This is a genomic window from Streptomyces sp. 12E (genome assembly GCF_055633275.1).
Genome location: NZ_JBVNCJ010000001.1, coordinates 4201034 through 4221294, shown reverse-complemented (window position 1 = coordinate 4221294; position 20261 = coordinate 4201034). Strand labels below are relative to the sequence as shown.

20 protein-coding genes are annotated in these 20261 nt (G+C 72.5%); 7 read left to right on the top strand and 13 right to left on the bottom strand.

All coding sequences use genetic code 11. The annotated features are described in order from the left end of the window. Positions 1-2: 2 nt before the first annotated feature. Positions 3-362: an NADH-quinone oxidoreductase subunit A gene (locus tag ACZ8ZB_RS19630; RefSeq protein ID WP_003974383.1), complete on the bottom strand. Its 360-nt coding sequence runs from the start codon at positions 360-362 to the stop codon at positions 3-5. Positions 363-1129: 767 nt separating this feature from the next. On the opposite strand from ACZ8ZB_RS19630, the gene ACZ8ZB_RS19625 reads away from it, so the two are divergent. After that, positions 1130-1981 (top strand): C40 family peptidase, encoded by an 852-nt coding sequence (locus ACZ8ZB_RS19625; protein ID WP_470738993.1) that lies wholly within the window; start codon positions 1130-1132, stop codon positions 1979-1981. A gap of 270 nt (positions 1982-2251) precedes the next feature. Here the strand turns inward: ACZ8ZB_RS19625 and ACZ8ZB_RS19620 are convergent, their stop codons facing one another. Then, positions 2252-3535 (bottom strand): geranylgeranyl reductase family protein, encoded by a 1284-nt coding sequence (locus tag ACZ8ZB_RS19620; RefSeq protein ID WP_470738992.1) that lies wholly within the window; start codon positions 3533-3535, stop codon positions 2252-2254. 98 nt (positions 3536-3633) lie between these two features. Here ACZ8ZB_RS19620 and ACZ8ZB_RS19615 point away from each other — a divergent pair, with 98 nt between their 5' ends. Together ACZ8ZB_RS19615 and ACZ8ZB_RS19610 are read left to right on the top strand one after the other, a co-directional pair. Next, entirely contained in the window at positions 3634-4140 is a 507-nt protein-coding gene (locus tag ACZ8ZB_RS19615; protein WP_470738991.1) for a GNAT family N-acetyltransferase, read from the top strand. Further along, a complete protein-coding gene (locus ACZ8ZB_RS19610) occupies positions 4137-4469 on the top strand; it encodes a PASTA domain-containing protein (protein WP_470738990.1) in 333 nt (110 codons plus the stop codon). Before ACZ8ZB_RS19615 ends, ACZ8ZB_RS19610 begins: the two co-directional genes overlap by 4 nt. Here the strand turns inward: ACZ8ZB_RS19610 and ACZ8ZB_RS19605 are convergent. From ACZ8ZB_RS19605 to ACZ8ZB_RS19595, 3 genes are all read right to left on the bottom strand, one after another. Continuing rightward, positions 4456-5151, bottom strand: a complete 696-nt coding sequence (locus ACZ8ZB_RS19605; RefSeq protein ID WP_470738989.1) for a demethylmenaquinone methyltransferase — start codon at positions 5149-5151, stop codon at positions 4456-4458. The genes ACZ8ZB_RS19610 and ACZ8ZB_RS19605 overlap by 14 nt on opposite strands. Positions 5152-5405: 254 nt before the next feature. Next, entirely contained in the window at positions 5406-7667 is a 2262-nt protein-coding gene (locus tag ACZ8ZB_RS19600) for a bifunctional polysaccharide deacetylase/glycosyltransferase family 2 protein (RefSeq protein WP_470738988.1), read from the bottom strand. Further along, the gene (locus ACZ8ZB_RS19595) at positions 7664-8035 is read right to left on the bottom strand and encodes a hypothetical protein (RefSeq protein WP_470738987.1); all 372 of its coding nucleotides are present in this window, start codon (positions 8033-8035) and stop codon (positions 7664-7666) included. The genes ACZ8ZB_RS19600 and ACZ8ZB_RS19595 overlap by 4 nt, the downstream gene beginning before the upstream one ends. Before the next feature lie 187 nt (positions 8036-8222). Here ACZ8ZB_RS19595 and ACZ8ZB_RS19590 point away from each other — a divergent pair, with 187 nt between their 5' ends. Further along, the gene (locus ACZ8ZB_RS19590; RefSeq protein WP_470738986.1) at positions 8223-9248 is read left to right on the top strand and encodes a chitinase; all 1026 of its coding nucleotides are present in this window, start codon (positions 8223-8225) and stop codon (positions 9246-9248) included. Between the two features lie 36 nt (positions 9249-9284). Here ACZ8ZB_RS19590 and ACZ8ZB_RS19585 read toward each other — a convergent pair whose 3' ends face one another. The 4 genes from ACZ8ZB_RS19585 to ACZ8ZB_RS19570 form a co-directional block, all read right to left on the bottom strand. Beyond that, positions 9285-9884, bottom strand: coding sequence for an imidazolonepropionase-like domain-containing protein (locus ACZ8ZB_RS19585; RefSeq protein ID WP_470738985.1), 600 nt, complete (start codon positions 9882-9884; stop codon positions 9285-9287). A gap of 7 nt (positions 9885-9891) precedes the next feature. Continuing rightward, on the bottom strand, positions 9892-11091 hold the full coding sequence (gene mqnC, locus ACZ8ZB_RS19580) for a cyclic dehypoxanthinyl futalosine synthase (RefSeq protein ID WP_470738984.1): 1200 nt from the start codon (positions 11089-11091) through the stop codon (positions 9892-9894). Positions 11092-11160: 69 nt separating this feature from the next. Further along, complete coding sequence (locus ACZ8ZB_RS19575) at positions 11161-11907, bottom strand: prepilin peptidase (RefSeq protein ID WP_470738983.1); 747 nt, start codon at positions 11905-11907, stop codon at positions 11161-11163. Positions 11908-12130: 223 nt separating this feature from the next. Continuing rightward, a complete protein-coding gene (locus tag ACZ8ZB_RS19570; RefSeq protein WP_470738982.1) occupies positions 12131-12361 on the bottom strand; it encodes a hypothetical protein in 231 nt (76 codons plus the stop codon). 41 nt (positions 12362-12402) lie between these two features. Between ACZ8ZB_RS19570 and ACZ8ZB_RS19565 the strand changes: the two genes are divergently transcribed. Continuing rightward, positions 12403-12654, top strand: coding sequence for a Scr1 family TA system antitoxin-like transcriptional regulator (locus ACZ8ZB_RS19565; RefSeq protein WP_470738981.1), 252 nt, complete (start codon positions 12403-12405; stop codon positions 12652-12654). Between the two features lie 242 nt (positions 12655-12896). Here the strand turns inward: ACZ8ZB_RS19565 and ACZ8ZB_RS19560 are convergent, their stop codons facing one another. The 4 genes from ACZ8ZB_RS19560 to ACZ8ZB_RS19545 form a co-directional block, all read right to left on the bottom strand. After that, on the bottom strand, positions 12897-13124 hold the full coding sequence (locus ACZ8ZB_RS19560; protein WP_470738980.1) for a hypothetical protein: 228 nt from the start codon (positions 13122-13124) through the stop codon (positions 12897-12899). A 401-nt stretch (positions 13125-13525) separates the two neighbouring features. Further along, positions 13526-15865, bottom strand: coding sequence for a serine/threonine-protein kinase (locus ACZ8ZB_RS19555; RefSeq protein WP_470738979.1), 2340 nt, complete (start codon positions 15863-15865; stop codon positions 13526-13528). A gap of 119 nt (positions 15866-15984) precedes the next feature. Continuing rightward, entirely contained in the window at positions 15985-17745 is a 1761-nt protein-coding gene (locus tag ACZ8ZB_RS19550) for a serine/threonine-protein kinase (protein WP_470738978.1), read from the bottom strand. Between the two features lie 66 nt (positions 17746-17811). Then, the gene (locus ACZ8ZB_RS19545; protein ID WP_470738977.1) at positions 17812-18660 is read right to left on the bottom strand and encodes a menaquinone biosynthetic enzyme MqnA/MqnD family protein; all 849 of its coding nucleotides are present in this window, start codon (positions 18658-18660) and stop codon (positions 17812-17814) included. Between the two features lie 309 nt (positions 18661-18969). Here ACZ8ZB_RS19545 and ACZ8ZB_RS19540 point away from each other — a divergent pair, with 309 nt between their 5' ends. After that, complete coding sequence (locus ACZ8ZB_RS19540) at positions 18970-19173, top strand: cold-shock protein (protein ID WP_003992177.1); 204 nt, start codon at positions 18970-18972, stop codon at positions 19171-19173. Between the two features lie 431 nt (positions 19174-19604). Next, complete coding sequence (locus ACZ8ZB_RS19535; RefSeq protein ID WP_470738976.1) at positions 19605-20258, top strand: class I SAM-dependent DNA methyltransferase; 654 nt, start codon at positions 19605-19607, stop codon at positions 20256-20258. Positions 20259-20261 lie beyond the last annotated feature (3 nt).

Here is a 20261-nt window from a genome sequence, read left to right as displayed (position 1 = left end):
CCTCAGTCCCATTCCAGGCCGCCGCGCCGCCATACGTACGCGTACGCGACGAAGACGGTGAGCACGAAGAGCAGCATCTCCACGAGCCCGAAGATCCCCAGGGCGTCGAAGGTGACGGCCCAGGGGTAGAGGAAGACGATCTCGATATCGAAGATGATGAAGAGCATCGCCGTCAGGTAGTACTTGATGGGGAAGCGCCCGCCGCCGGCCGGCGTGGGGGTCGGTTCGATACCGCACTCGTACGCCTCGAGCTTGGCGCGGTTGTACCGCTTCGGACCGATCAGCGTGGCCATGACCACGGAGAAGATCGCAAAGCCTGCCCCGAGGGCTCCCAGTACGAGGATGGGCGCATACGCGTTCACCGCTCCTCGCTCCTCTCAGTCGGCACTGACTGCTGGCGGTTGTGCAGCGGGCTCGCTACGCCTCGACAGCCCCACGAACCACGCCCGCCCCGGCGAAGATCGAGAACATGTGAAGCAGGTCACAAGCCCAACCGCTCCGCATCTTATGCCTGTGGGTCTGTGATCTGCGACACGGGGTATCGCACAAGCTTTGTGATCTCCACCACCTGACGAACGATCATGAAGTCGGATGAGCGGTGATCTTCACACGCCAAGCATCCAGGCGATCACCAAAGGTGACATTTTCCCTCGTCGGCGCAGCTCACGGAGCCCGTCTCCATATCAAGAAGCTTCCCGTGCATGCAAATTGGTGCCGGACTTGATCTCTTGATAAAGGGCCGTTCACACCTCGGAGGGGTCCGGGGGCGGGATGTGGACGTGTGCACGCGTTCACGAAGTCCCGGCGACGCGATCCGGCCACCGGCCGTCGACGCCCGCGTCGATCCCCGGCGGCCGGCCGGAGCGCCGCGACCGCCCCCGACGCGACCGCGCGGGCAATCGTTCCGTGACCTCCGTCACACCCGCGAGAGGCGCAAGGGAAGAGGGCTTGGCCAATCGGTCCAACCGATGGTAAGCGCGGGGCAATTCGGACGTAACGATGAAAGTACGTGATCACGAGCTGATCACGGACGCCCGCAATGTCCGTTAGGGCGTCAATAAAAAGCGACACGCCCGGGATTCGGAGTCCCGGTTGAACAACTGTGGCGCAGCACACGTTTCTTGAAGATATGAAGCAGCGCCTGGTACCGGTTGTTCCCATGTCCCACACCGCTCACATACGCAGCCACCGGAAACCCCGCCGCACCGCCCAGACCACGATGGCGATGCGGGCCGGAGTTGCCGGTGGCGTCCTCAGCACTCTGGCAGTGGCCGGGGCCTCGGGTTCGGCGAACGCTGCCGAGCCGGTGACGCAGACCCTCGAACTGCCCACCCTGACGGCCGACCTGGCCGCTCAGGTCGCCCAGTCCGCGGAGGCCACCCAGCAGGCCGCCGCGAACTACCAGCTGCAGGCCGAGCGTGACGCGGCCGCGGAGGAGGCCGCGCAGGAGGCCAAGGCCGACCTCGCCGAGGCCAAGAAGAAGGCCCAGGCGAAGAAGGAGGCCGCCGAGGAGGCCCGCAAGGCCGCCGCCAAGCGCGCCGCCCGCGACGCCGAGCGCGCCACCCTCACCGCGACCGCCACCACCGCGACCGCCACCACCACCGCCACCGTCTCCGCGCCCGCCGGCGGCAGCGTCGCGACGGTCGTCGCCTTCCTCAAGGCGCAGGTGGGCGACGCCTACGTCATGGGCGCCTCGGGCCCCAACGCCTGGGACTGCTCGAGCCTGGTGCAGGCCGCGTTCAAGCAGGTCGGCGTCGACCTGCCGCGCGTCTCGCAGGACCAGTCGATGGTCGGCACCGACGTCTCGCTGTCCAACCTCCAGGTCGGCGACATCCTCTACTGGGGCGGCAAGGGATCCGCGTACCACGTGGGCGTCTACATCGGCGGCGGCCAGTACCTGGACGCCGCCAACCCCTCCAAGGGCGTCGTCATCCAGGACCTCTCCGGCTACCCCGCGTCGGGTGCCGTGCGCGTGCTCTGAGCCGCGCCCCCTCATGGCGTGAAGGGCCGCTGCCGCTCGGGGGCAGCGGCCCTTCGCCGTCCCCGCACACCGGACCGGGATCTCCCGATTGCCCGGATCGTCCCGCGGCTCGGGCGGGTTGACGGCGCCGGTGCGCACCGGCCGGACGCCGTACGGCCCCGTGGCGGCCCCCCACGACGTCCCGGCACGGACGCCGACGGCCGGAGTCCGTCCTTCGGACTCCGGCCGTCCACAGCGCCGCTCACGGCTTCGCGCCGCGCGGGCGCCCGCTCACGCCTTCGGCGCCACCTTGCTCAGACCGTTGATGATGCGGTCCATCGCGTCGCCGCCCGTCGGGTCCGTCAGGTTGGCGAGCAGCTTCAGGGTGAACCTCATCAGCAGCGGGTGGGTCAGTCCGCGCTGGGCGGCGATCTGCATGACCTTCGGGTTGCCGATGAGCTTCACGAAGGCCCGGCCGAGCGTGTAGTAGCCGCCGTAGGTGTCCTTCAGCACCCGCGGATAGCGCTGCAGCGCGATCTCCCGCTGGGCCGGGGTGGCCCGCGCGTGGGCCTGCACGATCACGTCGGCGGCGATCTGCCCGGACTCCATGGCGTAGGCGATGCCCTCGCCGTTGAAGGGGTTCACCAGGCCGCCGGCGTCGCCGACCAGCAGCAGTCCGCGCGTGTAGTGCGGCTGGCGGTTGAAGGCCATGGGGAGCGCGGCGCCGCGGATCGGGCCGGTCATGTTGTCCGGGGTGTAGCCCCAGTCCTCGGGCATGGAGGCGCACCAGGCCTTGAGGACCTCGCGCCAGTCCAGCTCCTTGAAGGCGTCCGAGGTGTTGAGCACGCCGAGGCCGACGTTGCTCGTCCCGTCGCCCATGCCGAAGATCCAGCCGTAGCCGGGCAGCAGCCGGTCCTGCGGGCCGCGGCGGTCCCACAGCTCCAGCCAGGACTCCAGGTAGTCGTCGTCGTGGCGGGGCGAGGTGAAGTACGTGCGGACCGCGACGCCCATCGGGCGGTCCTCGCGGCGGTGCAGGCCCATCGCCAGGGACAGCCGGGTGGAGTTGCCGTCGGCGGCCACCACCAGCGGGGCGTGGAAGGTGACCTCCCGCTTGTCCTCGCCGAGCCTGGCCTTCACGCCGGTGATGCGCCCGGTGCGGTCGTCGACGATCGGCCCGCTCACGTTGCAGCGCTCGTGCAGCCGGGCGCCCGCCTTCTGGGCCTGCCGGGCGAGCTGCTCGTCGAAGTCGTCGCGCTTGCGGACCAGTCCGTAGTCGGGGAAGGAGGCGAGATCCGGCCAGTCCAGCTGGAGGCGGACACCGCCGCCGATGATGCGCAGGCCCTTGTTGCGCAGCCAGCCGGCCTCCTCGGAGACGTCGATGCCCATCGACACCAGCTGCTTCACGGCGCGCGGGGTGAGGCCGTCGCCGCAGACCTTCTCGCGCGGGAACTCGGTCTTCTCCAGCAGGAGCACGTCGAGACCGGACCGGGCCAGGTGGTAGGCGGTGGTGGAGCCGGCTGGCCCCGCGCCCACGACGATCACATCGGCGGTGTTGTCGGAGAGGGGCTCGGTCACGGCGGGATCTCCCCAAGTTCGAAATCTGCGTGCCGACCGGCACTGGACACAGGCAGTCTATTCAGCGGACGTGATCACCCGGCTGAAGGGCTGCCCCCGTGAACCGAGCTCTCCCCGCCGTACGGCTGCGGGTCCCCACCGACGAGGACGCCGTCACCTGGCACCGGATCTTCGACGACCCCGACGTCATGGAGTTCCACGGCGGCAGGGCCGCGGAGTTGTCGGTCTACGAGGAGCTCACCGCCCGCCAGCGCCGGCACGACGCCGAACGCGGCTTCTGCCTGTGGAGCGTGCTCGACGGGTCCGGGCAGGTCGTCGGCTTCACCGGCGCCCAGCCGTGGGAGCGCGACTGGGGCCCGACGGGCGAGATCGAGATCGGCTGGCGGCTCGCGCGGGAGCACTGGGGCAAGGGGTACGTCACCGCGGCGGCCCGGCAGACGCTGGAGCGGGTGCGCGCGGCGGGCCCGAAGGGCGTGGTGGCGGTGGTGGACGCCCGCAACTCCCGTTCCACGGCGGTCACCCGGCGGCTCGGGATGCGCCTCGCCGGGACGTTCACGATCCCGTCCTCCCCGCGCGAGGCCCACTGCTACCGGCTGGACCTGTGACCACGACACCCGAAGTGCGCGTGCCGCGCCTGGCCGGGCTGATGGCCGTGGACGCGCGCGAGTCGGCCCGGGCACGGGGCCTGTCCGTCGGCGCCCCGGACCGGCCGGAATTCCGGCTCGCCGTCGTCGACTACGTCGTACGCCGGTATCCGCGGCCCGGTACCGAGGTGCCGCGGGACTCCGCGGTCCACGTGTGGTTCGGCTCCGGTGAGGGCGAGGGCGGCGGAGGAGTGCGCGAGCCGCGCGGGCCGGCGCCGCCCTCGGGCGGGTTCCGGCGGGGACGGGAGCAGCCCGGCCCGCCCCGCGCGGTGGTGCTCAGCTCTCCTTGAAGCCCCGGTGCAGCGCGACCACCCCGCCCGTGAGGTTGCGCCACGCCACCTTCGACCAGCCGGCGCCCTTCAGCCGTCCGGCCAGCGCGGGCTGGTCGGGCCAGTCGCGGATGGACTCGGCGAGGTAGACGTACGCGTCCGGGTTGGACGACACCGACCGGGCGACCGGCGGCAGCGCGCGCATCAGGTACTCGGTGTAGACGGTGCGGAACGGCGCCCACGTCGGGTGCGAGAACTCGCAGATGACGATCCGCCCGCCGGGCCGGGTCACCCGGTGCATCTCGCGCAGGGCCGCGTCCGTGTCCTGCACGTTGCGCAGCCCGAAGGAGATGGTGACGGCGTCGAACACGTCGTCCTTGAAGGGCAGCCGGGTCGCGTCGCCTGCCGTGTACGGGAGCCAGGCGTTGTTCCGCTTGCCGACCCGGAGCATGCCCTGGGAGAAGTCGCAGGGCACGACGTAGGCGCCCGCGCGGGCGAAGGGCATCGACGAGGTGCCCGTGCCGGCCGCCAGGTCCAGGACCTTCTGCGCGGGCCGGGCGTCGACGGCCTTCGCGACCTCCTTGCGCCACCGCCGGTCCTGGCCGAGGGAGAGCACGTCGTTCGTCAGGTCGTATCGTTCCGCGACGTCGTCGAACATCGAGGCGACTTCGTGCGGCTGCTTGTCCAGGGATGCGCGGGTCACGCGCCCATTCTTGCAGCCCGCCCGCCCGGCGGGAGCGCCGGCTTCCGGCGCGCGGCGACGTCCTCGACCCGGCCGCACGCGAGCACGAGGCCCGGCCGGCGCCGGACGGGAACCACCGGCTCTCCGGCGGCAGACGCGCCTCGAACGCGGGCGCCTCCCGGAACCGGTCGGCCAGCGGCACGGCCCGCCGGGGCCGTACGGGCCGGGCGGGCCGGACGTCCGGCCCGTACGGCCCCTTCGCGGTGCGCCCCCCGTCAGCCGCCCGTCCCCGCCGGCATCCCGACCTCGCCCGTCCGCTTCAGCTTCTGCCAGCGCAGCCGGCCGCCGGTCAGGGCGGTGACGCAGGAGTGGATGAGGACGAGGTACATCATCTGCCGGTACGCGAACTGCTGCAGCGGCATCATCAGCAGGTACCGGTACTTCTCCCGGTCGAGCCGGAAGGCGTACGCGGCGCACACCAGCTGCACGCCCAGGACGGCGGACCAGGCCAGCAGGGCCGCCCGGAGGTCGACGAAGATCATCGAGTACACGGTGAACACGTCGATGAGCGGCGCGAACACCGGCGTGACGATCTGGAACAGCACCACCAGCGGCATGCCGACCCGCCCGAACCGTCCCGAAGGACCCTTGTCCGTCAGGGACTTGCGGTGCTTCCACAGCGCCTGCATGGTGCCGTACGACCAGCGGTGGCGCTGCGACCACAGCTGCCGCAGCGACCGGGGGGCCTCGGTCCACGCACGCGCGTGCTCCTCGTAGACGACCCGCCATCCCTCACGGTGCAGCGCGATGGTGATGTCGGTGTCCTCGGCGAGGGTGTCCTCGCTCATCCCGCCGACCTGGAGGACCGCCTCGCGGCGGAACGCCCCGATGGCGCCGGGGATGGTCGGCATGCAGCGCAGCAGGTCGTACATGCGCCGGTCGAGGTTGAAGCCCATCACGTACTCGATGTGCTGCCAGGCGCCGATGAGCGTGGAGCGGTTGCCGACCTTGGCGTTGCCCGCGACGGCGCCCACCGACGGGTCGGCGAAGGCCTGCACCAGGCGGCCCACGGTGTCCGGTTCGAAGACGGTGTCGCCGTCCATCATCACGACGATGTCGTGCCGGGCGTTGCGGATGCCGTTGTTCAGGGCGGCCGGCTTGCCCGCGTTCTCCTGCCGGATCACCCGGACGCCCGGCAGGCCGAGTCCTTCGGCGAGCTCCGCCGTGCCGTCCGTGGAGCCGTCGTCGACGACGATGATCTCGATCGGATGGGTGCTCCCGGCCAGCGACCGCAGGGTGTTCTCGATGCACTCCTTCTCGTTGTACGCCGGGACGATCACGCTGACCGGCCGGGTGACGGGCGGCCCCCAGCCGAAGCGGCGTCCGTTGCGCTGCCGGTGGTGGCGCCGGGCGAGGACGAGCATCAGCCCGAACCGTCCCATGACGGCCACGCCCACGATCACCAGGCCGGCCGAGAGCGCGGGCACCGTCCACTCGGCGACGGCGACGGCCGCGAGGAGCGCCTTGCCCTCGTAGCGGATCGTGCCGGTGGCGGGGCGGTGGGAGGCCTGGAGCGCGTCGCCGGCGCCGGACGGGGCGCCGGCGGCGGGCCCGCCCGCTCCGGGTCCGTCGGCGCCGGATCCGCCGGCGGACTGCCGCTGCTCGGCCATGGCGCCGCTGACGGTGGTGAAGGTGTAGCCCTCCGCCTGCGTCTCCTCGATGTACTCCGCCAGCGCCGCGACGGTCTGCGTGCGGTCGCCGCCGGAGTCGTGGAAGAGCACCGAGGCGCCCTCCCCGTCCTCCGGGGTGGCCCCTTCGACGATCTTCGCGACGCCCGGTTCCTTCCAGTCCTCGCTGTCGGTGTCGATGAAGACGCTGGTGTACCCCTCCTCGCCGAGCTGCTGGTAGACCTGCCAGCCGTAGTTGTCGACGGCGTCCGGCTTGGAGGAGTACGGCGCCCGGAACAGCGTGGTGGTGATCCCGGCCGCGCCCGCGAGCGCGAGCTGGGTCTGCTCCATCTCCCGGGTGACGCGCGAGGCGCTCTGGTACGACAGGTCGACGTGCGTGAAGGTGTGGACGCCGATCTCGTGACCCTGCTCGACCAGGTCCTCCACGACGTCGGGGTAGCGCGACACCATCGAGCCGACCACGAAGAACGTGCCGGGCACGTCGTACTCCTCCAGCACCTCCATGACCTTCGGCGTCCAGGTGGGGTCCGGTCCGTCGTCGAAGGTGAGCACGATCGTCCTGTCCGGGACGGAGGTGGTCTGGGCCTGTCCGCCGGGGAAGCTGAGGATCGGGCCGCCGTCGAGGATCTCGTCGGGCACCTCGGAGGCCGAGGCCCCGGTGCGGACCCGCTGGTCGTCGCCGACCTCGGCGCGCAGATAGCCGTCGAGGAGCATCACGCAGGTCAGGGCGAGCAGCAGGAGCAGCGCGAGGAGGACCCGCGGCCGGTGCAGCGCGGCGGCCCGGCCGGCGGCGCGCTCCATGCGGGTGGGGGCGCGGCGCCGGCCGCGCGCGGGGGGCGCGGTGGTCATGACGCCGCCGAGGGGGTGGGGACGGCGGTGGCGCTCGGCGCACCGGCCGGCGGGGACGGCGGTGCGCCGGTCGGGACCGCCCCGTTCCCCGGACCCGCGCCGCCGCCGGGACCGGCCTGCCCCTGCCCGGCCCCGAACGGCAGCAGCGAGGCCGGCGTGACCGAGGTGCCGATGCCCGTGAAGGCCATGCCCAGCACGACCGCGTACCCGGCGCACACGGTCCCCAGGAGGAGACCGATCCGGCGCAGCACCTTGGCCCGGCGTCCGGAGGAGTCGACGAAGACGGGTCCTTCGCCGGGCCCGTCGGGGCGTTTGCGGCGACGGCCGCGCCCGGCGGCGCGGCTTTCGGTGGCAGGATCGGAATGCATGGCCCGGACGGTAAAGGCCTTTGTGTGGGGAAAACCCAGTGTTTCCTGTGAGTCTCCCGTGGGAGGGCCGCGAACCTCTCCGTCCCCTGAGAATCGTCCGGGAACCGGGCGCACATCCTCAGGAGGCGCACAGAACCGCGTGCCACGTTGGCCGTCCACCCGACGTCTCACGAACGGAACGAGCACGATGCGCGGTCCACTGAAGTCCGTTGCCGGGCTCGCCCTCCTCCCGGCCCTGGCCCTGGCCGCGGCCACCGCGGGCTGCTCCGCCGGGGACACCAGGGCGGACGCGGCCCCGGCGGACCCCGCCTCCTCGGCCTCGTCGTCGTCCGCGCCGGTCACCGCGTACGCGCCGTACGTCAGTTCCTCCACGGCCTCCGACACCGACTCGGCGGGCTCCCCCACGACGTACAACCTGGCGTTCGTGATCTCCTCCGGCAGCGGCTGCACCCCGTACTGGAACGGCGTCCAGGACATCGACGACGCGACCGTGACGTCCCGGATCGCGGGGCTCACCGGGTCCGGCGCCGACGTCCGGGTCTCCTTCGGCGGCGCCTCCGGCGACGAACTGGCGGCCACCTGCGACACCGCGGCCGAGCTGGCCGAGGCCTACGGCACGGCGCTGGACGCGGCCGGCGCCACCCGCGCCGACTTCGACGTCGAGGGCGACGAACTCGCCGATTCCGCCTCGGTCGACCTGCGTTCGGAGGCGATCGCCCTGCTCCAGGAGGAACGCGCCGGCCTGGAGGTCTCCTTCACCCTTCCGGTCATGCCGTCCGGGCTCGACGAGGACGGGCTGGCCCTGCTGGCGTCCGCGAACGACCACGGCGTCCGGGTCGCCACCGTCAACCTCATGACGATGAACTACGGCGAGTCCTACGACGGTGACATGGGCGCCTACGCCCTCACTGCCGCCGAGGCCGCGAACGCCCAGCTCCAGGACGTCTTCGGGCTGTCCGAGGCCGCCGCCTGGCGGGGCATGGCGCTCACCTCGATGATCGGCGTCAACGACGTGGAGGGGGAGACGTTCACGCTCGCGGACGCGGCCGAGGTGCGCGCGTTCGCGGAGGAGAAGGGCGTCGCGTGGGTGTCGGTGTGGTCGGCGTTCCGGGACCGGCAGTGCGGCCAGGACACCTCCGCGGACGACCCGTTGACCGACTGCAGCGGGGTGGAGCAGGAGGACGGGGCGTTCGGGGAGGCGTTCGCGGGGTGAGGGCCGCGCCGCCACGGTGCCGGCGCCGCCGCGAGGTCAGCGCCGCCGGTACACCAGGCGGCCGCCCACGACGGTGGCCACGCACGTGGACGCGCCGTCCCGCACGAGGGCGTCCCGGTCGGGCACGTCGAACACCGCGAACCGCGCGGGCTTCCCGGCGCCGAGGCCCGGCAGCAGCACGAGCGGAACCGGGGAGAACGCCGCGGGCCCGGGCAGTGCGGCCGGACGTCCCGCCAGGGCGAGCCCGGCCCTGCGCACCGCGTCCAGGGCCTCGCGGCCGCGCAGCTCCCCGGCGACCGCGACCGTTCCGTGCGCCAGCATGCGCTGCACTCCGCGGCGTGCGCTGGCGCCCCGCGCGGACGGCCCGGCGGCCAGGAGCGCCCGCGCGCGCTCCCCGAACACCGGCTCGGTGCCGAGCCGGTCCGCCTCGCGCGGGTCGGGGTGGTACGCCTGCTCCAGCAGTTCCGGACCGTAGGGGTTGAGCAGACCGGGTGTCAGGATTCCGGGCCACCGCCGCAGCCGGGCGCCCGGATGACCGGCGGCCAGCCGTTCGTACGGGCCGACGGCGGCGATGTGCGCGCCGTCGACCACGACGGCGGCCTCGGGCGAGGCGTCGGCGGTGTGAAGGGTCAGCACGGGGGCGTCAGTTGGCGGGCAGGAGCTTCAGCTCCGGGTGGGCCGTGCCGCCCTCGATGGCGGTGGAGGAGATGTGGGAGACCACGCGGTCGTCGACGGGGTCGTTCGCCGGGTCGTCGTGCACCACGAGGTGCTCGTACGTCGTCGACCGCTGGGCCGGGACCCGCCCCGCCTTGCGGATCAGGTCGATGATCTCCAGCCGGTTGGAACGGTGCTTGGCGCCGGCGGAGGAGACCACGTTCTCCTCCAGCATGATGGAGCCGAGGTCGTCCGCGCCGTAGTGCAGGGAGAGCTGGCCGACCTCCTTGCCGGTGGTCAGCCAGGAGCCCTGGATGTGCGCCACGTTGTCCAGGAAGATCCGGGCGATGGCGATCATCCGCAGGTACTCGAAGAGGGTGGCCTGGGTGCGGCCCTTCAGGTGGTTGTTCTCGGGCTGGTAGGTGTACGGGATGAAGGCGCGGAAGCCGCCCGTGCGGTCCTGCACGTCACGGATCATCCGCAGGTGCTCGATCCGCTCGGCGTTGGTCTCACCGGTCCCCATGAGCATGGTGGACGTGGACTCGACGCCGAGGTTGTGCGCGATCTCCATGATCTCCAGCCACCGCTCGCCGGACTCCTTGAGCGGCGCGATGGCCTTGCGGGGACGGGCGGGGAGCAGCTCGGCGCCCGCGCCGGCGAAGGAGTCGAGCCCGGCCGCGTGGATGCGGGTGATCGCCTCCTCGACGCCCACCTTGCTGATCCGCGCCATGTGCTCGACCTCGCTCGCCCCCAGGCTGTGGATGACGAGCTGCGGGAACTCCTTCTTGATGGCGGCGAAGTGCTTCTCGTAGTACTCGACGCCGTAGTCCGGGTGGTGACCGCCCTGGAACATGATCTGCGTGCCGCCGAGCTCGACGGTCTCGGCGCAGCGCCGCAGGATGTCGTCGAGGTCGCGGGTCCAGCCCTTGGCGGTGTCCTTGGGGGCCGCGTAGAAGGCGCAGAACCTGCACGCCGTGACGCACACGTTCGTGTAGTTGATGTTCCGCTCGATGATGTACGTCGCGATGTGCTCCGTACCGGCGTACCGGCGCCTGCGCACGGCGTCGGCGGCGGCGCCCAGCGCGTGCAGCGGGGCGTCGCGGTAGAGGTCGAGGGCCTCTTCGGGGGTGATCCGACCACCGGCGGCGGCACGGTCGAGGACGGTCTGAAGGTCGGCCTTCTCGGTCACCGGCGTCCCTTTCGGAAGGGTTGTGGACGGACCGATCCAGCGTACGCCAGCGCTTGTGGGCGACCGGCGTCAGGCCGCGTACGCCCCGATCAGCAGTCCCGCGAAGGCTCCGCTGATCAGGAAAGGGCCGAACGGGATCGCCGTCTTGCGCCCCGCCTTCCGGGCGACGACGAGGACGCCCCCGTACAGCGCCCCGGACACGAACCCGGCGAGGGTGCCGAGCATCACGGTCGGCCAGCCGTACCAGCCGAGGACGGCGCCCGCGCCGAGGGCGAGCTTCACGTCGCCGAATCCCATGCCGCCCGGGTTGACCAGGAACAGCACGAAGTAGCCGGCGCCCAGCGCGAGCGCGCCCAGCAGGGCGGTGGTCCACTCCCCCGCGTGCTCGGGGGCCAGGGCGGCGAGGCCGAGCAGGGCGAGGGCGGCCCCGGCGAAGGGGAGGGTGAGCGGGTCGGGCAGCCGCTGCACCCGGAGGTCGACCACCGCCAGCAGCACCCCGGCGGGCGCGAGCAGCAGCCAGGCGCCCAGCTCGGGCCGGGTCCCGGTGGCGACGGCGAGGGCCGCGCAGACGAGGGCGGTGACGACGACGGGAGCGGTACCGGGTCCGTACGGCGGTCCCGCGCACGGATCGCACCGGGCCCGCCCGAGCCAGCCGCCGACCGGATGCCCCGCCGGACACGCCGTCCGCCACTCCTCCCCCGACGGGACGGAGAACCGGTAGGCCGCGCGGGGCAGCACCGCGCCGGCCGCCGCACCCCACAGCGCGGCGACGACGACCAGCCAGAGGTCCAGGTGGGCGCTCAGGTGGTCGCTCATCCCGCCGCCCCGCCCGCGTCGCGCCGCGTGGGCAGCGGCGTCCTGTTTCTCGGAACCGTCGAGCCGGACGGGCTGTGACTACGGCGTCGTGGCATGACGCGGGTCTCCTGGGTGTGTGGGAGGAGGGCCTGCTGAGCCTCCCCAGATCCTAGGGACCCGAACGGCCGCGGTCGAAGCCCTCCTCCCGCCACGACCTCCCCGAGGACACCGGTGGTTCGACCGCTCAACCGCCGAACAGGTCCTCGGCCCGGGTGGCGTGAACGGCCCGCTGGGCCCGGAGCTCGAGCCGATCGAGGTCGGCGCTGGCCTGGACCCGCTCCCGTACGACCTCGGGCACCGGGATTCCCCGCCGCTCCAGGATGCGCAGCGTCATCGCGGCACGATCCTCGACCCGGCCTTCCTCACGCACCTGCTCCGCCACCGGGTGCCGGAAGAAGTAGTGGACCGTCGCCATCAGGTCCCTCCGGATTTCCTTGGCCTGGTCATCGATCAGCCATGGACATCACCGTGCGCGTCAGCCCCTTCGACCTGGACGGCTTCACGGGAGCCACCGACGCCATGATGTACGTGGGCGGTGTCGTACCCAAGCTGGACACGGCCGTACGGGACGCACCGCAGGGTGCCGCCTTCATCGAATCCGAATCTCAACTCAACGCACTTCGCACGCTGTTCCGTATGGCGGAGTCCGCGTCTCTCGAACCCGCGCGCTCACGTGATGTCATCCACCGTCCGGCGAAGGAGCCGTAAGGCACCATGACCACGACCGAACGCCGGCAGAGGGCGCCTGCTCCGGAAACGGCGACGGCAACAACTGCGTGGAGATATCCCGCTCCTCCACCCGCACGGCCATACGCGACTCCACGCACCCCGCCCACGGCCCCCGCTTTCCACACGTTCGTCGAATCCCTCAAGTCGGGCAGCGGGGAAGGGACCGGAGGCGAATGAGCAGGGCCCCGGTCTGCGAACAGACCGGGGCCCTGTACATGTGCTCAGAGCATCGTGGTGCGCACGTCGCCCGCGTGGCCCACCGAGCCGCCGATGCCGGCGGAGACGCTGAGGGGGCCCGCCTCGGCGCACACGCCCACACCGACGGAACCGTGGTCCAGGGCGATGGCCACACCGGCGTCGGTACCGGCGGAGACCGCCTGGCCGCCGGACACGTGGTCCAGATCCGCGTCGGAGATCTCGGCCGTTTCCACCTGTGGGGAGAAAGTCATGGCTGGCCTTTCCGTTCGTGTCAGGGATCGCAGCGGCGGGGAATTCACCGGAGGCCCGGAACCGGGGCCGGTCACCGGCGAGCCGCGCGCACCGATCAAAGCACGCCGGGGAACGGCCCACCACTGTCACGCTGTTGACGCGCGCTCTCCCTGCGTCACCGAATTCACCGGTGTGGAAATGTCGTCACGGAACGGGCCGACGCCTTCACGCCGTCCACCGGTTCGCACACCGAACGGGCCGCCGCAGGCCGGGGGTCCGGGCGATTTCCCACTCCCGGATCCCGGCTCCTCCGGCTCCCCCCGCGTTCCGTGCGGCCTCCCGGTGAACGGTGTGCGGGTCCGAGGGATGTTTCGAGGCGGGCGCGACGCCGGGGCGTCTCGCCCCGGCGCACGGGGGGGGATCAGACGGCCGGCAGTGCGTAGATCTCGGGCCCGTGGGTGACCAGCAGGCGGTTGCCGGAGACGGCCACCTGCCACGGTTCGCCGTTGTCCTCGTTGTCGTCGTAGACCCAGCGGACCTTGCCGGTCCGGGCCTCCAGCGCGACGACGCCGCCGCCGGACAGGCCGCCGGTCGCCCCGTACAGGGAGGAGCCGACGCGCAGGAACGTCTCCGGTCCGTCGGCCTCCAGGTCGTCGCAGAGCCAGGTCCGCTTCCCGGTCCTGGCGTCCACCGCCCAGACGCCGTCGTCCTGGTCGCTGACGTACAGCACGTCGTCGATCACCGACGGGTTGCGGAAGGCCCGGCGGCCGTTGGAGGACAGGGTCCAACGGGTCTCGCCCGTGTCGGCGTCGAGGGCCGTCAGCTCGTCGCCCGGCAGGAAGACGAGACCGCCGGCGACCGTGGGCCGCCAGGTCCAGTCCTCACCGATCTTCTCGGTCCACAGCTGCGCGCCCGTGGCGGTGTCCCGCACCGTGAGGTTGCGGTTGGAGTCGGCGTACACCAGGTGCTTGCCGGAGACACTGCCCTGGACGTCGTAGTCCTTGGTGCCCCAGTCCCGCTTCTGCAGCCATGTCTGCTTGCCGGTGGTGTGGCTGACGGCGGCCACGGCCGTGCGGTAGTCCGTGGCGCTCCTGGACTCGCCGAAGTCCTTCGCCGTGACGTAGACGTTCTCGTCGTCGACGGCGATGGCGGAGTCGATCTTCAGGGACGTGCCCAGCCTGCTCCGCCAGACCTCCTCGCCGGTCTTCACGTCGAGGGCGACGAGCACTCCGTCGTAGCCGCCGTCGGCCAGGAACACCTTGCCGTCGTGGAAGAGGAGGGGCTCTCCCGGGCGGCACGCCTCCTTCTTCGACCAGCGGGCCTTCCCCGTCCTCACGTCGTAGGCGACGAGCGGGTCGCCGCTGATCAGCAGGAGGCCGTCGTGGACGAGCAGCGGTACGAGGGAGGTGGTGCTGTCCTCCGCCGCCGACTCGTGCCACAGGGGCTGGGGCGCCACACCGGGCGGCGGCGTGGTGAACCGCTCTCCCACCGGGTCGGCCGCGCCGCCCCGGCCCGTCCCGCCCGTCGTGGCAGGCGAGTCACCCCCGTCCTGGGCGAGCCACCAGGCGGCTCCGCCGCCCACCACGGCGACACCGGCGGCGGCGCCCAGCCCCAGGCCGAGCACCCAGCGACGGGACCGGGCGGCGCCGGCGCCCGGCCCGCCGAGCCGCACCGTGCCGGGCAGGGGGGTGCCCGGAGCGCCTCCGTGGGCGTCGGGGCCGTGACCCGGCATCGGGGCGGAGCCGTAGCCCGGCGTCGGGGCGGAACCGGGGCGACCGCCGTACGCCCCGGCCGGACCGCCGGCGCCGGATCCCGCCGTCATGGTCGGCGCCGGGCCGAAGGACGCCGCGGCCGGAGCCGGGTCCGGGGCGTCCAGGTCGAGGATCCCCGCCGCGTGCGTCGCGATCGTCGACGCCACCGCCGACGGCAGCCAGTCGGTCAGGACGGGCCCGACGCCCTGCGGCGCGAGGGACGTCACGATCTGCGCCGGCGTGGGGCGCTGGGCGGGTTCCTTCATCAGACACGCGCGGACCAGGCCCAGCAGCGACTGCGGCACGCCGGTGAGGTCGGGCTCGCCGTGCACGACCTGGTACAGCAGCGCGGCGTGCGAGGAGGCCCCGTCCCCGAAGGCCGCCCGGCCGGTCGCCGCGAACGCGAGCACCGCGCCCAGGGAGAAGACGTCGCCCGCCGTGCCGACGTCCTTGCCCTGTGCCTGCTCCGGGGACATGTAGCCGGGCGATCCGACCACGACCCCCGTCTGCGTCATGCGGCTTCCGTCGACCGCCCGCGCGATGCCGAAGTCGATGACGCGGGGGCCGTCGGCGGCCAGCAGCACGTTGGACGGCTTGAGGTCGCGGTGGATCAGGCCCGCCGCGTGCACCTCCTGCAGTGCCGCCGCGAGGCCCGCGGCCAGGGCGTGGACGGTGCGCTCCGGCAGCGCGCCGTGCGCGGCGACCACGTCCGTGAGGTCGGGGCCGAGCACGTACGACGTCGCGAGCCACGGCAGTGCCGCCTCCGGGTCGGCGTCCACGACCGGCGCGGTGTGACGGCCGGACACCGCCTTGGCTATCTGCACCTCGTGCCGGAAACGGGCCCGGAAGTCGGCGTCCGCCGCGAGGTCCTGACGGACCACCTTCACGGCGACGGTGCGGCCGCCGGGCGAACGCGCCAGGTACACGCGTCCCATGCCGCCGGCGCCGAGTCGTCGCAGCAGGCGGTAACCGCCCAGCTCGCGCGGGTCGTCCGGCTGCAGAGTCTCCATGGTGGCCTTCCCCGTCGTGGTGCCCGTGCGGCACGTGGTGCGCCCGGTGGCGTTCGCCGAGCAGACACCCTAAAGGAGGGTCAGGAGGCGGACGGTGGCCGGGAGCAGGCGGAAGGCGGTCACCCGGTCTTCGACAACCGGGCCTTCGGCGACCCGGATTCCTCGCTGTCGGACTCGTAGACGAGGTCGTCGCCGGCCGGGGTGAGGCGGACCGTGTGCTCGGCCTGGCTGCAGACGTCGCGGTTGGACGTCGCGCCGACGGAGGTCGTCACGAGCTGCTTCTCCGTGACCCGCTTCAGGGTGAGGACGTCGTCGCAGACGCCGCCGAGGATGTCCGTGTGCCGGAGGGTGCCCACCCGTTCGCCGACCTTCGCCTGCTCGAGCGTCACCCGGAACGTGCCGAGCGGGATGGTGATGCCCTCTCGGGAGGTGGCCTGGCCCTCCCAGGTGCCGAGGTAGGCGGCGGGGACCGTGGTGGGCGGCGCCGCGGGCTGGGACCCGCCGTCGGAACTCGAAGGGCCGCCGTCCTGGGAATCGCCCGGCAGCCAGTCGCGCACGAACACGGAGCCGACGGTCACCGCGGCCAGCGCGCCCGCCACCGCGAGGGCGACCGTGCAGCTGACACGTCTGCCCCGGCCGCCGCGGTCGGGGGAGGAGGTGGCCGCGAAGGAGACGGACAGCTTCCCGGGGGCGCCCCGGTCCACCGGCTGGGTGGGCGGGTGCGGGACCGCGGGTGCGTGGGGCGGCGCGTCTCGGGGCCCGGGGACGGCGGCCGTGCCCGGGCCCTGTGTTCCCGGCTGTGTTCCCGGCTGTGTTCCCGGCATCACGGGCGGCGGGCCGAAGACGCCGGACGCCGCGCCGGCCGACGCGGGACCGCCCGCCGACGGACCACCGAAACCCCCGGCCGGCGAAGCCCCGCCGGACTCCGTCCCCTCCCCCACCGACGGACTGCTGAACCCCACCGGCCCCGACGGGCCGTCCCCCGCCGTCTCCAGGTTCAGCAGCCGCACCGCGCTCCGGCTCACCTGTTCCACCAGGGCTCCCGGGAGCCAGCCGGCCGTGATCAGGCCCGCCGCTCCCTCGGGGGCCAGTCGGCGGGCCAGTTCGTCGGGGGCCGGGCGGGCGGACGGGTCCTTGGCCAGGCAGGACTCCGTCACTTCGCGCAGTTCGCCGTCGAGCCCGCCCAGTTCGGGCGGCTCGTGCACGACCTTGTACAGCAGGGCCGCCGAGGAGTCGCCGGGGAACGGGGGGCTGCCCGTCGCCGCGTACGCCAGGACGGCGCCGAGGGAGAAGACGTCGGCCGCGCCCGTCACGCCCTTGCCGAGGATCTGCTCGGGGGACATGTAGCCGGGGGACCCGATCGACACGCCCGTCGACGTCAGGGACGCCGTGCCGTCCGTGGCCCGGGCGATGCCGAAGTCGATCAGGAGGGGGCCGTCGAGGGTGAGGAGGACGTTCGACGGCTTCACGTCCCTGTGCACCAGGCCCAGCCGGTGCACGGCCGTCAGCGCCTCGGCGAGCCCCGCGCCCAGCGCCCGTACGGTGGGCGCGGGCAGCGGGCCGGTGCCGGTGACCGCCGCGGCGAGGGAGGGGCCGGCCGCGTAGGCGGTGGCGACCCAGGGGACCCGGGCGTCGGGGTCGGCGTCCAGGACGGGGGCCGTCCAGGCGCCGCCGACCCGGCGGGCGGCGTCGACCTCGCGCCGGAACCGGGCGCGGAACTCCTCGTCCAGCGCGAAGTGCGGGTGCACGATCTTCACCGCGACCGTGCGCCCCCCGGCGCTGCGGCCCAGATAGACCCGGCCCATGCCACCGGAGCCGAGCCGGCCGAGCAGCCGGTAGGGCCCCACGGCCGTGGGCTCGTCCACGTCGAGCGGCCGCATGGCGCCACCCCTCTCCCCCGTACGCCGAAACCTTCCAGCAGGGTAGTGGGCGGACCGCCCGCGGCCTCAGGGTCGGAGCAGATCGACCTTCACGTCCGCCGGGAAACCCGTCGTCGGTCCGACCCTGCGGGCGAACTCGGCGACCGCCTCCAGCTGCGGGGCGCCGAAGCTGAAGTCGAGGGTGGTGAAGTACTGCGCCAGGGTCGCCTCGTCGAAGGCCTCCCAGCGGGCCGCCTGCTCGGCGACCTTGCCGACCTCCTCCAGGGAGAGGTTGCGGGAGGCGAGGAAGGCCTCGTGCACCTTGCGGGTGATGACCGGCTCGCGCTCCAGGTAGTCGCGGCGCACCGCCCACACCGCGAAGACGAACGGCAGGCCCGTCCACTCCTTCCACAGCGCGCCCAGGTCGTGCACGTCGAGCCCGTAGCGGGGCCCGTCGAGCATGTTCGCGCGCAGGGCCGCGTCCCCGATGAGGACGGCCGCCTCGGCCTCCTGCATCATCAGGCTCAGGTCGGGCGGGCAGGTGTAGTAGTCGGGTCGTACGCCGTACCGCTCGGCGAGGAGGAGCTGGGCGAGGCGTACGGAGGTGCGGGAGGTCGACCCGAGGGCGACCCGTGCCCCGTCCAGCCGGTCCAGCGGGACCTGCGAGGCGATCACGCACGACATCACGTCGCCGTCGCAGCCGACGGCGATGTCCGGAAAGGCGACGAGCCGGTCCGCGTGCCTGAGGAACTCGACGAGGGTGATGGGACCGATGTCGAGGTCGCCCTGCACCAGCTTCTCACTGAGCTTCTCCGGGGTGTCCTTCGTCAGCTCGAAGTCGAGGAGCGTGCCCGTTCTCGCGAGCCCCCAGTACAGGGGCAGGCAGTTCAGGAACTGGATGTGGCCGACGCGCGGCCGGGTGCGAGGATTGTCCACATCGTGAGGCTAGTCCTCGTCCCCGGCGGGCGGACCCTCACCCCCCACTCGCCCACGCGTTCGAGTGGATGCCCGTGACGGACGGGGGGTTCAAACATTCGGGTGACGTGATCTTGACCTCTATTGCATTCGGGTATCTGCGTGCTAGGCTCTTCCGCAAGTTGCAGTTTGGTTTCCCTTGCAGTACAGAGCCTGCGGAGCATGTGACCGCGGGCTCTCGTCGTTCTCAGACGGATGCACTTGTGCGGAATTGGTCTTCACACTTGCTGGTTCTGGAGCAGGGCAACCCTTTGGGCCCAAGGAGGGCTTATGGCTACCGGAACCGTGAAGTGGTTCAACGCCGAAAAGGGCTTTGGTTTCATCGCCCAGGAAGGCGGCGGCCCCGACGTCTTCGTCCACTACTCCGCGATCAACGCGAGCGGCTTCCGCTCGCTCGAGGAGAACCAGCAGGTGTCCTTCGACGTCACGCAGGGTCCGAAGGGCCCGCAGGCGGAGAACGTCACCCCGGTCTGATCCTCGCCGATCCGGGAACGACCAGCAGTACCCAAGGAGCCCCGCGCCGTCAGGCGGCGGGGCTCCTGCCTTTCCGGGACCCAGTTGAATTCCCGGCGAATTCTTCTCGTACACACCGCGTGATCAGTGCGCGTTGCATCCAGGGATCCGGCGTCCGGCACACGTGCGGCACCTCACCGCGACACGGCATGCGGTCCCCTCGTTCGCGTGCGGTGCTTTCCTCTCCGACGGCCCTTCTTCACCCGGCACGTTCGACCGGCTCGAAAGAGGGAGCCCGGCGCGGTTGCGGCCCGGGCGGGTGAACCGCTGTCCGCCGGTGCGGCGCCCCGTGGGCGGCGCTGCCGGCGGCGGACGCCCACCGAGGACAGCGGCTCCGCGGGCCGGGCACGTGCGGACCGGGCTGACGGTGGAGACGGGTAGGGTCACCGCCCATGACCGCCACCGAAGCCGATCACACAGTCGCCACCCGCGCCTTCTACGACGCCGTCGCCGAGGACTACGCCGCCCTGTTCCGCGACCAGCTCGCGGTGAGACCGCTGGACCGGGCGCTGCTGGCCGGTTTCGCCGAGCTGGTCGGGGAGGGCGGCCGGGTGGCCGACCTGGGGTGCGGCCCCGGAGTGGTGACCGCGCACCTCGCCTCCCTCGGCCTCTCCGTCTTCGGCCTCGACCTGTCGGAGGGGATGCTCGCGATCGCCCGCCGCGAGCACCCCGGCCTGCGCTTCGAGCAGGGCTCGATGCGGGACCTGGACCTGCCCGACGGCGCCCTCGCCGGCGTGGTCTCCTGGTACTCCACCATCCACACCCCGCAGGACGAGCTGCCCGCCGTCTACGCCGAGTTCCGCCGTGTCCTGGCGCCCGGGGGCCATCTGCTGCTCGCGTTCCAGTGCGGCGACGAGCCCCGCCGCCACGAGCACCCCTGGGGCCACCCGGTCACCCTCGACTTCCGGCGCATGCGGCCCGAACGCGTCACCGCGCTCCTGGAGGCGGCCGGTTTCTCCCTCGTCCAGCAGACGGTGCGCGCGGCCGACACGGACCAGGGCGAGTCGACCCCCCAGGCGCTCCTGATCGCCCGCGCCACGAAGTGACCT

What these genes read in the sequence shown, in the direction of transcription:
- ACZ8ZB_RS19625 (WP_470738993.1), top strand. Translation starts at nt 1,130, where the DNA reads ATGAAGCAGCGCCTGGTACCGGTTGTTCCCATGTCCCACACCGCTCAC.
- ACZ8ZB_RS19600 (WP_470738988.1), bottom strand. Translation starts at nt 7,667, where the DNA reads ATGACCACCGCGCCCCCCGCGCGCGGCCGGCGCCGCGCCCCCACCCGC.
- ACZ8ZB_RS19595 (WP_470738987.1), bottom strand. Translation starts at nt 8,035, where the DNA reads ATGCATTCCGATCCTGCCACCGAAAGCCGCGCCGCCGGGCGCGGCCGT.
- ACZ8ZB_RS19590 (WP_470738986.1), top strand. Translation starts at nt 8,223, where the DNA reads ATGCGCGGTCCACTGAAGTCCGTTGCCGGGCTCGCCCTCCTCCCGGCC.
- ACZ8ZB_RS19575 (WP_470738983.1), bottom strand. Translation starts at nt 11,907, where the DNA reads ATGAGCGACCACCTGAGCGCCCACCTGGACCTCTGGCTGGTCGTCGTC.
- ACZ8ZB_RS19570 (WP_470738982.1), bottom strand. Translation starts at nt 12,361, where the DNA reads ATGGCGACGGTCCACTACTTCTTCCGGCACCCGGTGGCGGAGCAGGTG.
- ACZ8ZB_RS19565 (WP_470738981.1), top strand. Translation starts at nt 12,403, where the DNA reads ATGGACATCACCGTGCGCGTCAGCCCCTTCGACCTGGACGGCTTCACG.
- ACZ8ZB_RS19560 (WP_470738980.1), bottom strand. Translation starts at nt 13,124, where the DNA reads ATGACTTTCTCCCCACAGGTGGAAACGGCCGAGATCTCCGACGCGGAT.
- ACZ8ZB_RS19555 (WP_470738979.1), bottom strand. Translation starts at nt 15,865, where the DNA reads ATGGAGACTCTGCAGCCGGACGACCCGCGCGAGCTGGGCGGTTACCGC.
- ACZ8ZB_RS19550 (WP_470738978.1), bottom strand. Translation starts at nt 17,745, where the DNA reads ATGCGGCCGCTCGACGTGGACGAGCCCACGGCCGTGGGGCCCTACCGG.
- ACZ8ZB_RS19540 (WP_003992177.1), top strand. Translation starts at nt 18,970, where the DNA reads ATGGCTACCGGAACCGTGAAGTGGTTCAACGCCGAAAAGGGCTTTGGT.
- ACZ8ZB_RS19535 (WP_470738976.1), top strand. Translation starts at nt 19,605, where the DNA reads ATGACCGCCACCGAAGCCGATCACACAGTCGCCACCCGCGCCTTCTAC.